Here is a 12,947-nt window from a genome sequence, read left to right on the forward strand (position 1 = left end):
CCATAAAGCCAGTACAATCGCTGGCGTGAGCAAGAAAGCGGGCAAAAACAAAGCGAGCAGCGACCACGTCATCGCCCTAAACCGTAAGGCGGGGTTCGACTTCTTCATCGAGGAACGGCTTGAGGCTGGGCTGGTCCTTGAGGGCTGGGAGGTGAAGTCGCTGCGCGGCAAGCGGGTCAACTTGACGGACGGCTATGTCTTGGTGCGCCGTGGAGAGGCATGGCTGCTCGGCTGCAATATCACGCCGCTGAGTACCGCCTCGACCCACATTCGCCCTGATCCGACCCGCACCCGTAAGTTGCTCCTCCAGCGCCGCGAGCTCAGCCGCTTAATCGGTGCTGTTGATCGTTCCGGCTATACGGTCGTGCCGCTGCGGCTCTACTGGAAGCGCGGCCGAGCAAAACTCGAGATCGGCCTGGCTAAGGGCAAAAAGCAGCACGATAAGCGCGCGGATAAGAAGGAGCAGGATTGGCAACGCCAACGCGAGCGCCTGCTCAAGCATAGAGTCTAAGCAGCGAGGATGACACGATCATGGGGTTTGAAACCCTGGTTACCGCTTTTTACGCACTCTTAGAAGCGTTTGGTTACACCCACCCGGTCCATCCGATCCTGGTCCACGTCACCATCGGACTGGTCGTTGCATCCCTGCTCTTTGGTCTGCTTTCGCTCTGGCCACAATATGCCAAGTACGCCAACACGGCTCGCCACTGCATTACGCTGGCCTTCTTCTCGGCGATCCCGACGATTTTGCTCGGGCTGGTCGACTGGGTCCACTACTTCGGCGGCTCTTGGAGTCCGTTGTTTAAGATCAAGATCGTTCTAGGGGTGACTTTGGCGACCCTGCTCGGGATCGCCACGCTGCTTCATGGCTGGTTCGGTATCCGCTCGCTCGTGGTTCAACTGACCTACTTTGCCGCCTTTGTCGTCGTCGTGCTGCTCGGCTACTACGGTGGCGAACTGGTGCACGCCAGCGCGACCCCGCATCATGCGAGTATTGATGAGCCGAGTGAACGTGACGGTGAACCGCTCGCCGGGGTCTCCTATGCGCAAGTCGACCGCATCATGCGCCGCGACTGCGTGCACTGCCACAGTCGGCACAACCGCTTAGGCGGCCTCGATCTAAGCTCGCACGAGGCGTTGATGCGTGGCGGCGACTCGGGGACAGCGGTCAAACCGGGAGAACCGGGCAAGAGCCTGTTGGTGCAGATGCTAAAAGGCGAGGCAGAACCGCTGATGCCGCTCGGCGGACCACCGTTGGCGAAGCCCGATATCGAGCGGATCGCGACTTGGGTCGAAGAGGGGGCCAGCGCCGAGTAACAACACCGGCGTAGCGCGCGCGGGCGGCCCGTACGACGGGGGACGGCGGGAGGCGAGCTTGGTGGCGGAGGACCGGCTGCGAGAACGACACAGCGGGGGCAGAGACTGCGTAGCACGCGGCTGCCTCGCCGCTGCTCTTTTGCTCTTCGGCAGCCTGCTCTCCCCCTTTGACAGTAAAGCTCAGGTCGTCGTCGTCAACGATGCGCTCCACACTGAGGAACTGTCGCAGTCGACACTGCGCGCAATCTTTACCGTCCGCCTGCAACAGCTCTCCGGCGAGCGGCTCCAAGTCTTTATCCTTGAGCCCGACCACCCGACCCACGTCGAATTCAGCCGCAACATCCTCGGGGTCTTCCCCTACCAGCTGCGCGATGCCTGGAATCGAGCCACCTTCTCCGGCACCGGCTCGACACCGACTGTGCTGACATCCGAGGCAGAGATGCTGCAGCGAATCGCCACCACCCCCGGCGCCATCGGCTATATTTCCGCGCCCACCGAGCACCCCGGCGTGCGTGTGCTCTCCGTTGAGGATCGGCCATGAGCGCTCGTTGCCGCCTGCCCCGCACACTAGCCCGTCGCCTCGCGCCGCTCTGCGGCTTAGCTCTCGTGGCCGCGCTCACCTCCGGCCCTGCTGCAAGCAGTAGCGAGCTGCCCTTCCGGCTCAGCGGCTTCTTAAGCCAAGGTCTCCTCTACTCAAGCGGCAACAACTACTACGGCGAAAGCACCGAGATCAGTTCCGAACTGACCGAGGTCGGCGTCAATCTACGCTACCCGGTCGGCGTCAACACCGTGCTCGCCGGCCAGATCGTGAGCCGGCGGGCCGGTGCAGTCTACGACGGCGCCGCCCGCATCGACTACGCCTTCATCGAGCAGACCCTGCGCACTACGACCACCGGACGCACCGGGGTGCGGGCCGGGCGCGCCAAGCTCCCGCTCGGCTTTTTCAACGAGACACGCGATATCCCGATGACCCGGCCGAGTATCCTCCTGCCGCAATCGATTTACGTTGAAGGACTGGGCATTCGCGACTTCTACACTGGCGTCGACGGCGGCGCCCTCTTCTGGGAGCGCTACGCCGATCAAGGCACCTGGCAACTCGACTTGGGCGTCGGCATCCCGACCACTATGGCCGGTGAGACCCAGCTGGCCTTCCTCGGTCGAGAGTACCCCGGCGAGCTGGAGATGACCTCGGGGCAGAACCTTCGCCTGCTCTATGAGCACCAAGGCGGAGTGTGGCGCTCGGCAGCGACCTACTCGCGGGTGCGGACCGAGTACACCGCTGAGACGGGTTCGCTGCCCGGTCTTGACGTCGGCGATGGCGAGGTCGCGGTCGATGCGCTGGTGCTCAGCGTCGAGCGCAACTGGGAGCGGCTGCGCATTATCAGCGAGGGTGTACTGCGGCGCATCGAACCGAACGGCTTCGCCGACTCCCCCCTGCCGCAAGACGACGTCATTGAAGGCGGCTACTACATCCAGGGCGGCTACCGCATCACCCCGCGCCACGAACTCTTCCTGCGTTACGACAGCCACTGGAACGATATCAGCGATCGCGACGGCAGTGAGCGCGCTGAAGAGTTTGCCCAACTGTTCGGAGATCGAGCGCCGCGCCCCCATCGCTTCTTTCAGCACCAGTGGAGCCTCGGGGTCGGCTGGGAGGTGACCCCAACGTGGCTGCTACGCGCCGAGTGGCACCATATCCACGGCACAGCACTGACCCCGCTCCTTGATAACCAAGAGGCCTTCGAGAGCGGCGGCGGGAGCGCACGCTGGAATCTGCTAGCGCTGCAGGCGTCGTACCAGTTTTGAACCGACCGCACGCACCACCACCGCCCATCCCGCCGCGCACCTTCAGTCTGCGCTGGAAGCTGCTGCTCGCCTTCGGCGCCGTGCTGCTGCTCCTGCTGCTCGCTCAAGCCCTCTCCAACGAGGTCAGCCTGCAGCGGCAGTACGCCGATGAACGCGCCCAGGAACAGACCCGTGCGGCGATGCAATTACAGGCTCTAAAGGCTCGTTCACGCGGTGAACTGCTCAACCTGACCCATCTCATCCGCTCACTCTCCGGTGTGCCGGCAGCGCTCGCGGCCGGGGATGCCGAGAGACTGCGTCACCGCTTTGCCGAGCAGTGGGCCACCCTGCAGATCGACACCGACCTGGCAATCGCTGCCTTTTTCGACGCCTCCGGAGAACTTCTCATTCAGGAGGAGAGCTTTGGACCAGAGTACGCCCTCCCCCCGGAAGCGAGTGATGCCGTTGCGCGAGCGCTCAGCAACGAAGAGCCACAACTGATCGGCCTCTGTCGCACGTACTGCCTCATCTACGCCGCAGCCCCGATGGCCATCGGCACCGAGACTATCGGCGCCATTCTCCTTGGGCGCACCCTCACTGAGCTGGTCATCGCCTTTGAGCGCTTCTCGCAGCTCGATCTTGCCATTCTGGCCACCGCCGAAACCGGATCCCCGCCACTCGCCGACGGGCTCGATGAGCGTCTGCTGCACGAAGGCGGCCACATCGTCGCCGCGACCCATCGTGACCGCACCCTGCCCCTGCTCAGCCAAGAGGTCGAACCGCTCGCTCAGCTGGCACAACGGGCCGACCGAGAGGGGCAACCGACCGGCTGGCACCCGGCCCTCTTCGCGGGCGCACACTACGAACTCATGCCGATACCGCTAGCGGGGATGAGCACCGATGATGGCCACGCCCTAGCCGTCGTAATCGCCGATGTAAGCGCCGCGCACGAGCAGATTACTGCCGCCCGCTGGCAGAACCTGGCGATTAGTCTCGGTGGCTTGGCCTTCTTCGCCGCTCTTGTGGTGGCTGTCACCCGCCACCCACTCCAGAGGCTGCGCCGTATCGCCTGGCTGCTGCCGCTGCTCGCCGAGCGCCGCTTTACCACTGCGCGCGCTCACCTGCGCCTGCAGCCACGCCGCTTCCCCGACGAACTCGAACGGCTCGAAGAGACCACCCTGAGTTTGGCCGATCGCCTGGAGTCGCTGGAGGAGCAAGTCGAAGAGCGCAACCGCTCGCTCGCCGCCAAGGTCGATGAACTCTCAATAGAGCGCGAGCGCTACGAGCTGGCTGCCGCTGGGGCCAACGACGGGCTGTGGGACTGGGATCTGGAACACAACGCCGTCTACTACTCGGCGCGCTGGTGGGGGATGATCGGCCACCGCGAACCACTCTCCGACAGCTCGCCGGAGCAGTGGCTAGGACGCATCCACCCCGACGAGCAGACGCGCGTGCGTCAAGAGTTAGAGGCCCACCTCCGGGGTCTAAGTGCCACCTTTGAGAGCGAACACCGGCTCTACCATGAGCGGGACGGCTTCCGCTGGATGCTGGTTCGCGGCTTAGCGGTGCGCCGGCGCGACGGCACAGCCTACCGAATGGCCGGCTCGATGAGTGACGTCACCGAGCGCCACCGCATCCAGGAGCAGCTCGAACACGACGCCCTGCACGATGCCCTCACTGGGCTGCCGAACCGCAATCTGCTCCTCGACCGGCTCCAGCGTGTCATCGTCCGCGCCCAACGCTCACACGAAAACTTCGCCGTCCTCTTCCTCGATCTCGACGACTTCAAGACGATCAACGACAGCCTCGGCCACAGCTACGGCGACGAAGTGCTGATGACGGTGAGCAAGCGTCTCAGCCAACTGGTACGCCCGGGCGATACGGTCGCTCGCCTCGGCGGCGATGAGTTTATCGTCTTGCTTGAACAAATCGAGGAGCAGCAGCAGGTCGAACACGTCATTAAGCGGATTCGCAGCGCGATGGTTGCCCCGATATTGATCGGCCCACAAGAGATCTTTGCCAACTTCAGTATCGGCGTCACCCTGGGCAGTGCTCACGAGCCACTGCTGGCCGCGAGAGCCGCCGGGACCGGCCCAGAGGAAACACCACTGGCGCCTCGACTAGCGGCTGCGGAGGCGGCCAACGCGCTGCTGCGTAACGCCGATACGGCGATGTACCACGCCAAGGCACAGAATCGCGGCAATTGGGCCCTCTTTGAGCGCTCTATGCACGATCATGCGCTCTTTCGCCTCAACCTGGAGACCGCGCTGCGCCGTGCCCTGGAAACGGACGAGCTCGAACTCTATTACCAGCCGGTGGTCTCTCTGCCCACCGGCAAGCTCCTCGGCTTCGAAGCTCTAGCGCGCTGGTCGCGACACGATGGCGGCGGCTGGGTCTCTCCCGGCGACTTTATTCCGCTTGCCGAACGCACCGGATTAATCGTGCCACTTGGCCAATGGGTCATTGAGACGGCCATCGCACAGGCCGCTAAACTCCGCCGGCTGAGGATAGCGGGAGAGGAGCGGGAGGACGATCTGATCATGCATATCAACGTCTCCGGCAAGCAGCTGCGTGACCCCGAGTTGGTCGCGACCCTGCAACAGGCCCTTAGGGAGCACGACCTTCCCGGCCGCTGCTTAAAGGTCGAGATCACCGAGAGCACCATTGTCGAAAACGCCGCCGCGGCTGTCGTGATCATGCGTCAAATCCGTGAGAGTGGAGCGCAACTGTGTATCGATGACTTCGGCACCGGCTACTCCTCCCTCAGTCAGCTGCGCGATCTTCCCTTTGACGTTCTTAAGATTGACCGCTCCTTCGTGAGCCGAACGGGGATCGATGCCCGCGATGACGCCATCGTCGAGGCGATTCTCTCCATCGCCCGCGCCCTCGATAAGGAGGTCGTCGCTGAGGGCATCGAGGAGCAAGCGCAAGTCGACTTCCTGACCGGCCTCGGCTGTCGCCAGGCACAGGGCTTTTTCTTCGCCAAACCGATGCCGGCCGAGGCGCTTGAGGAGTGGATCGCAAACCGCCGCGGCTAAGCGAGCGGTGAAGGGGCTAGGCGGTTAGAGAGAGAGACTTAGCCACCGCTGCCACTGCCGCCGCCGCCACCACTATCTACCTCAAGCCGCTCCACCCGCCGTAGACCGCGTGGCAGCGCCACACCGCGGCGCCCGCGCTCGCCCCGGAAGGGCGTCAACTGCTCCCCTCGCAGCCGCTTCCGCGTCTTGCCCGCGACCACTACCAGGCTCGCACCAGCGGACACGACAGCGAGCGCGATAACGATCTCCTGGCGCTCGCGCACCCGCTGCGGCGGAATCCCGAGAAGTTTATTCCCCTTCCCGCGCGCCATCTCGGGCAGTTCGCTAAGGGGGAAGAGGAGCAGGCGGCCATCGCTGCTGGCCACCGCCAGTTCGGCATCGTCACTGCCCGGCGGTACCCGCAGCGGCATCAGCACTTGTGCTGCTTGCGGCAGCGTCAAAACCGCCTTACCGGCGCGGTTGCGTGAGTTGAGATCGGCCAGCGTGGCGATAAAGCCGTAGCCGGCATCACTCGCTAAGACGTAACGGGTCTGCGGCTCACCGGCGAGCACGGCGCGAAAGCGCGCCCCCTCGGTCGGCGTGAGCCGCTTCGTCAGCGGCTCGCCCTGACTGCGTGCCGACGGCAGGGTGTGCGCCGGCAGGGCGTAGGCACGCCCCGTGGAGTCTAAGAAGATCGCCGGCTGATTAGAGCGACCGTAGGCGTGATCGAGGTAGTCATCACCGGACTTGTAAGAGAGGCCGTGCGGGTCGACCTCGTGCCCCTTCGCCGCCCGCACCCAGCCCTTCTGCGAGAGCACCACGGTCACCGGCTCGGCCGGCATCACCTCCGACTCGGTCAGCGCCCGTGCCGGCGCCCGCTCGACCAGGGGCGAACGTCGCTCATCGCCGTAGGCCTCGGCATCGGCGAGCAGCTCGCCCTTGACCTGCTCGCGCAGCTTCGCCTCACTGCCGAGTATCGCCTCAAGCTGCTGCCGCTCCGCTTCGAGCTCATCCTGCTCGCCGCGGATCTTGATCTCTTCAAGGCGTGCCAAATGGCGTAAGCGCAGCTCGAGGATCGCCTCGGCCTGCGCATCACTCAGAGCAAAGCGCTCCATCAGCACCGCCTTCGGCTCATCCTCGTAGCGGATGATGGCGATCACCTCGTCGATATTGAGATAGGCCGTCAGCAAGCCGGCGAGGATATGCAGCCGCTCTTCGACCTTTTGCAGCCGCCACTGCAGGCGGCGGCGGACCGTCTCGATGCGAAACTGCAGCCACTCCCACAGCAGCTCGCGCAGCGAGAAGACGTGCGGGCGGCCGTTGCAGGCGATGACGTTGAGGTGAACCCGATAGCTGCGCTCTAAGTCGGTCGTCGCAAAGAGGTGCTCCATCACCGGCTCCGGATCGACCCGGCGCGAGCGCAACTGCACCACGAAGCGCACCGGCGCATCGTGATCCGACTCATCGCGCAGATCCTCGACCATCGGCAGCTTGCGGGCCTGAAGCTGCGCTGCAATCTGCTCCAGCACCTTCGAGCCGGCGACCTGATAGGGCAAGGCGTAGATGACGATCTGCGCCTGCTCGCGCTCATACTCCCAGCGCGCCCGCGCCCGTACTGAGCCGTGGCCCTTACGGTAGATCGCCTGCAACTCGCTGCGCGGGGTGACGATCTCGGCCGCGGTCGGGAAATCAGGCCCCGGCACATGCTCGGTCAGCGCCTCGACATCAGCCTCTGGGTGTTCGAGAAGATGGACACAGGCGGCGACGACTTCGTGCAGATTGTGCGGCGGGATGTCAGTCGCCATGCCGACGGCAATCCCCGAGCCGCCGTTGAGCAAGACGTTAGGCAGGCGCGCCGGGAGGCGCTGCGGCTCTTGCAGGGCACCGTCGAAATTCGGAACCCAGTCGACCGTGCCCTGCCCGAGTTCGCTCAGCAAGACCTTGGCGTACGGGGTCAGACGCGCCTCGGTGTAGCGCATGGCGGCGAACGACTTCGGATCGTCGGGCGCGCCCCAATTGCCCTGGCCATCGATCAGCGGGTAGCGGTAGGTAAAGGGCTGCGCCATGTGGACCATGGCCTCGTAGCAGGCCGAATCGCCGTGCGGGTGGTACTTACCGAGCACATCACCGACCGTCCGCGCCGATTTTTTGTACTTCGCCGCCGCCGAGAGGCCGAGCTCCGACATGGCGTAGACGATCCGCCGCTGCACCGGCTTCAGGCCGTCGGCGACGTGAGGCAGCGCCCGATCGAGGATGACGTACATGGAGTAGTCGAGATAGGCCCGCTCGGTAAACTCGCGCAGCGGCTGGGTCTCGAACTCGGCGGGCACACTCGCAGTTGTCGAAGCGGTCATAGCACGATCTCCGCCAGGTCGCCCTTGCTCTCAAGCCACTCCCGCCGCTGCGCTGCAGCACCGCGACCGAGCAGCATACTCAGCAGACGCTCGGTCTCGTGCGGATCGTCGACCGTCAACTGGACCAGCCGCCGGGTATCGGGGTCCATCGTCGTCTCCCGCAACTGCATCGGATTCATCTCGCCCAACCCCTTAAAGCGCGTCTCCTGCACCTTGCCCTTGATCTTCTCCGCCTCAATCCGGTCTAAGACCCCCTTGCGCTCGTCGCTATCGAGGGCGTAGAAGGTCTGCTTACCGACGTCGATGCGGTAGAGCGGCGGCATCGCCACGAAGACGTGACCACCGGCGACGAGAGCGGGAAAGTGGCGCTGAAAGAGCGCGCAGAGCAGCGTTGCGATGTGCGCTCCGTCGGGGTCGGCGTCGGCAAGAATACAGACCTTGTGGTAGCGCAGCTCGCCGAGCTCCTCGCTGCCGGGGTCGACCCCGAGAGCGACCGCGATATCGTGCACCTCCTGCGAGGCCATGACCTCTTCCGGTGCGACCTCCCAGGTGTTGAGGATCTTACCGCGCAGCGGCATCACCGCCTGATATTCGCGATTGCGCGCCTGCTTCGCCGAACCGCCCGCCGAGTCACCCTCGACTAGGAAGATCTCGCTGCGCAGCGGATCTTGCCCGGTGCAGTCGGCGAGCTTACCCGGTAGCGCCGGCCCGCTGCCGATGCGTTTACGGGTAACCTTCTTCGCGGCGCGCTGGCGCCGCTGCGCCGCCCGCACGACCAAATCGACGAGCAGTTCGGCGGTCTGCGTATGCTCATTAAGCCACAGGCTGAAGGCGTCCTTGACGGTACCCGAGACGAAGGCAGCACAGCTGCGCGACGAGAGCCGCTCTTTGGTCTGACCGGCGAACTGCGGCTCGTGCATCTTCACCGAGAGGACGTAGGCGACGTGCTCCCAGACATCTTCTGGGGCGATCCGCACCCCGCGCGGCAGCAGGTTGCGCAGCTCGCAGAAATCGCGTACCGCCTCGGTCAAGCCGGTGCGCAGACCGTTGACATGGGTCCCGCCCTGAGGGGTGGGGATCAGATTGACGTAGCTTTCGGCCGGGCCGCTGCCCTCCGGGAGCCAAACCAGGGCACACTCGATCTCCTCATGCTCCCCGGCTAAGCGCGCGGTAAAGGGGGGATCGGGCAGATAGTCGAGATCGACCAGGGCACCGGTCAGATAGTCGCTCAACCCGTCGGCGTAACACCAGGTCGTCTCCTCCCAGGCGGCGGTTACGGCGGCCTCATCCGTCACCGTCTCGGCAGCGTCGGCCATGCCGGTCGTTGTGCTGGTCGCCGTGCCGGCTGCACTGCGCGCCCCGGCGGCAGCCGGCACCCGCAGGCGCGTCGTCAACCCCGGGCAGAGCACGGCCTTGGCGCGCAGCAGATGCTCAAGGCGCGTATGAGAGAAACGCGGGTTATCGAAGTAGCTCACATCGGGCCAGAAGTGCAACGTCGTCCCGGTCGCCCGAGTGCGGCCGAGACGCTGCAGCGGCTCGATCTTCTCCCCGTGGGCAAAGGCGATCGAGTGCTCGGCACCATCACGGCGAATGCGCACCTCAAGGCGAGTCGAGAGCGCATTGACGACCGAGACGCCGACCCCGTGCAACCCACCGGAGTAACGGTAGCTCTTACTCGAAAACTTGCCGCCGGCGTGTAGCCGTCCGAGGATCACCTCGACCGCCGGAACGCCCTCCCCCGGGTGTTCATCGACCGGCATGCCGCGGCCATCGTCGCTGACCTCGAGCGAGCCGTCCGGATGTACGGTCACCTCGATGCACGTCGCATGGCCGGCGATGGCCTCATCGACGCTGTTATCGATCACCTCTTGAGCCAAGTGATCGGGACGGCTGGTGTCCGTGTACATTCCCGGGCGACGGCGCACCGGCTCTAAACCGGTCAGGACTTCGATATCGGAAGCGCTATAGGTGGTACGGGTGGTCGAGGTGCTCATGGAGGGATTCGTAACCAGTACGCTCGGCGGCAGCTAAGGATGCGGGGAGTGTCGCGGCGTTGGCGAGAAGTTTCAAGAGGGCAACGGCTCTGCGCCACCGTGACAGGACGACAGCGTACTCTTTCGAGTGACCCCGGGAGTGACTCCGGCCAAACGCCATTCGGCGGGCGCTATTTGACGACCTCGCAGCGCTCGGGTAACTTGCCGTCAACGAAGATCGAGACTCAGGCGCGTATGAGCAGAAAGCCACCGCATCCCCCGTCCCCGAACCGTCAGCCCACTGCCACCGATCCGGAGCACAGCGACGAGGCGACTGGCAACGGCACCGACACCGTCGAGCTCTCAGCGTTCGAACAGACGCTGAGCGAACTGGAGATGCTAGTCGAACGGATGGAGCGCGGCGAGCACTCCTTGGAGGAGGCGCTGCGCGACTTCGAGCGCGGCATTCAGCTGACCCGGCGTTGTCAAAAGACCCTCCAGGCGGCTGAACAGAAGGTGGAGATTCTGCTCGAAAACAGTGAGGATGCCGATGTCGGCCCATTTCGACCCGACGACAACCCAAGCCCTCGATGAGGCCCTGCCCGGTTTGCAGGAGCGCGCTGAACGCGCCCTCGAATCCGCCCTAGCCCCGGCCGACGCCCACCCGGCACGCCTCCATGAGGCAATGCGCTATGCGGTGCTTGGCGGCGGTAAGCGCATGCGTCCGGTACTGGTCTACGCCACCGGCGCAGCCCTTCACTACACCGGCACGGCCCTCGATGCCCCGGCCTGCGCAGTGGAGATGATCCACGCTTACTCACTGGTGCACGACGACTTACCGGCCATGGACGACGACGACTGGCGCCGCGGCCAACCGACATGCCATCGCGCCTACGATGAGCCGACGGCCATTCTCGTCGGCGACGGGCTGCAGGCGCTCGCCTTCGAGGTGCTGACCCGCGACCTCCTCGACCACCGTACGACCGCGGCCCCCTCCCCGCAGTCAGCACAGTCGCCCCAAGCACCGGCCGCCGACCTCGCCGCCGCCGGCCACAGTGCCGAGGCGCGCTTGGCGATGGTGGGCACGCTCGCCCGTGCGGTCGGCTCCCGTGGCATGGTCGGTGGCCAGGCGATCGATCTTGGGGCGGTCGGCCGTCAGCTCGATATCGCCGAGCTCGAAGACATGCACATCCACAAGACCGGCGCGCTGATCCGCGCTAGCGTTCAACTCGGGGTGTTGGCTGCCGGCTTCGACCTGGAGACACCACAGGCGCGGGCTCTCGATCGCTATGCCAAGTGCGTCGGCCTGGCCTTCCAGATTCACGACGACGTCCTTGATGTCTCGGGCGATCTCGGCTCTTTAGGCAAATCGAGTGGCGCCGACGCCGCACGCGATAAACCGACCTACCCCTCCCTGCTCGGCCTGCGCGAGTCGCGTGAACTCGCCGAACGCCTCGCCGGCGATGCCATCGCCGCGCTGGGCAAACTCGACCGCGGCGCTGACATTCTGCGTGGTTTGGCTGCCTACTGTATTCAGCGTCAGGCGTAAGCGCGCCTCTCGGGAGCGGCACGCTGCCCAGTGTGCCGCTCCCGAGGCGATTAAAAAGACCTAGAACTATTTAAATTTTTTGGATAGCATGGGCGTGCCAGCGGTGCATTTAAGCGCTGGCCGACTCACCGGCATATAGGGCATCACCATGGAAGACGTACAGGGCCGCGCCGACTATCGGCGTATCGCGATTAATAAGGTGGGGATCAAAGAGATCCGCCATCCAGTGAAGGTCCGCGATCGCACCGGCTACGATCAACACACCGTCGCCACATTCAGCATGTATGTGAACTTGCCCCAGCATTTCAAGGGCACTCACATGTCGCGCTTCGTCTCGATCCTCTGCAGTCACGATCGTGAGATTACGCTTGAATCGTTCCATGAGATGCTCGCCGAGATGACCGAACGGCTTGAGGCCGAATCAGGCCATATCGAGATGACCTTCCCCTACTTCATCAGCAAACGGGCTCCGGTCACCGGGGTCGAGAGCCTGATGGATTACGACGTCACCTTCATCGGTGAGATGCACCCCGACCGCCACGAGACGTGGGTTCGGGTGGCCGTCCCGCTGACCTCACTTTGCCCTTGTTCCAAGCAGATCGCCGAGCGCGGTGCTCACAACCAACGCTCGCTCGTCATCATCACCGCACTGCTCAAGGGCTTTGTCTGGCTCGAAGAGCTAATCGACATCGCCGAGACCGAGGGCTCGTGTGATCTTTACGGCTTGCTTAAACGACCGGATGAGAAGTACGTCACCGAGCGTGCCTACGACAATCCTAAGTTTGTCGAGGACGTCGTTCGGGATATCGCCGCACGGCTCAACGAAGATGAACGGATTGCAGCCTACCAAGTGACCTCGGAGAATTACGAATCGATCCACAACCATTCAGCGTTTGCCTTGATCGAGCACGATAAACGCAACCACTAGCCGCTCTTGTGCTGATATCCTTGC

Annotated in this window: 10 protein-coding genes; 8 read left to right on the forward strand and 2 right to left on the reverse strand. The window is 64.3% G+C overall.

Going from position 1 to position 12,947, the window contains the following annotated elements; all coding sequences use genetic code 11:
• Positions 1-16: 16 nt before the first annotated feature.
• The 5 genes from smpB to CKO15_RS03210 all read left to right on the forward strand — a co-directional run bounded on the left by smpB (position 17) and on the right by CKO15_RS03210 (position 6,140).
• Positions 17-511, forward strand: coding sequence for an SsrA-binding protein SmpB (gene smpB / locus CKO15_RS03190; protein WP_200192554.1), 495 nt, complete (start codon positions 17-19; stop codon positions 509-511).
• Positions 512-531: 20 nt separating this feature from the next.
• Positions 532-1,317 carry a c-type cytochrome domain-containing protein gene (locus CKO15_RS03195; protein WP_200192441.1) on the forward strand — a complete coding sequence of 262 codons (786 nt, stop codon included), beginning with the start codon at positions 532-534 and terminating at the stop codon, positions 1,315-1,317.
• A 61-nt stretch (positions 1,318-1,378) separates the two neighbouring features.
• The gene (locus CKO15_RS03200; protein ID WP_200192443.1) at positions 1,379-1,858 is read left to right on the forward strand and encodes a type 2 periplasmic-binding domain-containing protein; all 480 of its coding nucleotides are present in this window, start codon (positions 1,379-1,381) and stop codon (positions 1,856-1,858) included.
• Complete coding sequence (locus tag CKO15_RS03205; protein WP_242464522.1) at positions 1,855-3,123, forward strand: hypothetical protein; 1,269 nt, start codon at positions 1,855-1,857, stop codon at positions 3,121-3,123. The genes CKO15_RS03200 and CKO15_RS03205 overlap by 4 nt, the downstream gene beginning before the upstream one ends.
• On the forward strand, positions 3,120-6,140 hold the full coding sequence (locus CKO15_RS03210) for a bifunctional diguanylate cyclase/phosphodiesterase (RefSeq protein ID WP_200192445.1): 3,021 nt from the start codon (positions 3,120-3,122) through the stop codon (positions 6,138-6,140). The genes CKO15_RS03205 and CKO15_RS03210 overlap by 4 nt, the downstream gene beginning before the upstream one ends.
• Before the next feature lie 38 nt (positions 6,141-6,178).
• Here the strand turns inward: CKO15_RS03210 and parC are convergent, their stop codons facing one another.
• The gene (parC, locus tag CKO15_RS03215; protein WP_200192447.1) at positions 6,179-8,473 is read right to left on the reverse strand and encodes a DNA topoisomerase IV subunit A; all 2,295 of its coding nucleotides are present in this window, start codon (positions 8,471-8,473) and stop codon (positions 6,179-6,181) included.
• Positions 8,470-10,467 carry a DNA topoisomerase IV subunit B gene (gene parE / locus CKO15_RS03220; protein ID WP_200192449.1) on the reverse strand — a complete coding sequence of 666 codons (1,998 nt, stop codon included), beginning with the start codon at positions 10,465-10,467 and terminating at the stop codon, positions 8,470-8,472. Before parE ends, parC begins: the two co-directional genes overlap by 4 nt.
• Before the next feature lie 234 nt (positions 10,468-10,701).
• On the opposite strand from parE, the gene xseB reads away from it, so the two are divergent.
• From xseB to folE2, 3 genes are all read left to right on the forward strand, one after another.
• On the forward strand, positions 10,702-11,040 hold the full coding sequence (xseB, locus tag CKO15_RS14650; protein ID WP_200192451.1) for an exodeoxyribonuclease VII small subunit: 339 nt from the start codon (positions 10,702-10,704) through the stop codon (positions 11,038-11,040).
• Positions 10,997-11,995: a polyprenyl synthetase family protein gene (locus tag CKO15_RS03230; protein ID WP_200192453.1), complete on the forward strand. Its 999-nt coding sequence runs from the start codon at positions 10,997-10,999 to the stop codon at positions 11,993-11,995. The genes xseB and CKO15_RS03230 overlap by 44 nt, the downstream gene beginning before the upstream one ends.
• 148 nt (positions 11,996-12,143) lie before the next feature.
• On the forward strand, positions 12,144-12,923 hold the full coding sequence (gene folE2, locus CKO15_RS03235) for a GTP cyclohydrolase FolE2 (RefSeq protein ID WP_200192455.1): 780 nt from the start codon (positions 12,144-12,146) through the stop codon (positions 12,921-12,923).
• Positions 12,924-12,947: the final 24 nt, after the last annotated feature.

This window comes from Halorhodospira abdelmalekii (assembly GCF_016583625.1).
GTDB lineage: Bacteria > Pseudomonadota > Gammaproteobacteria > Nitrococcales > Halorhodospiraceae > Halorhodospira > Halorhodospira abdelmalekii.

Coding starts and splice junctions, on each gene's coding strand:
- parC (WP_200192447.1), bottom strand. CDS start 8,473: ATGACCGCTTCGACAACTGCGAGTGTGCCCGCCGAGTTCGAGACCCAG.
- CKO15_RS03230 (WP_200192453.1), top strand. CDS start 10,997: ATGTCGGCCCATTTCGACCCGACGACAACCCAAGCCCTCGATGAGGCC.
- CKO15_RS03195 (WP_200192441.1), top strand. CDS start 532: ATGGGGTTTGAAACCCTGGTTACCGCTTTTTACGCACTCTTAGAAGCG.
- CKO15_RS03205 (WP_242464522.1), top strand. CDS start 1,855: ATGAGCGCTCGTTGCCGCCTGCCCCGCACACTAGCCCGTCGCCTCGCG.
- parE (WP_200192449.1), bottom strand. CDS start 10,467: ATGAGCACCTCGACCACCCGTACCACCTATAGCGCTTCCGATATCGAA.
- xseB (WP_200192451.1), top strand. CDS start 10,702: ATGAGCAGAAAGCCACCGCATCCCCCGTCCCCGAACCGTCAGCCCACT.
- folE2 (WP_200192455.1), top strand. CDS start 12,144: ATGGAAGACGTACAGGGCCGCGCCGACTATCGGCGTATCGCGATTAAT.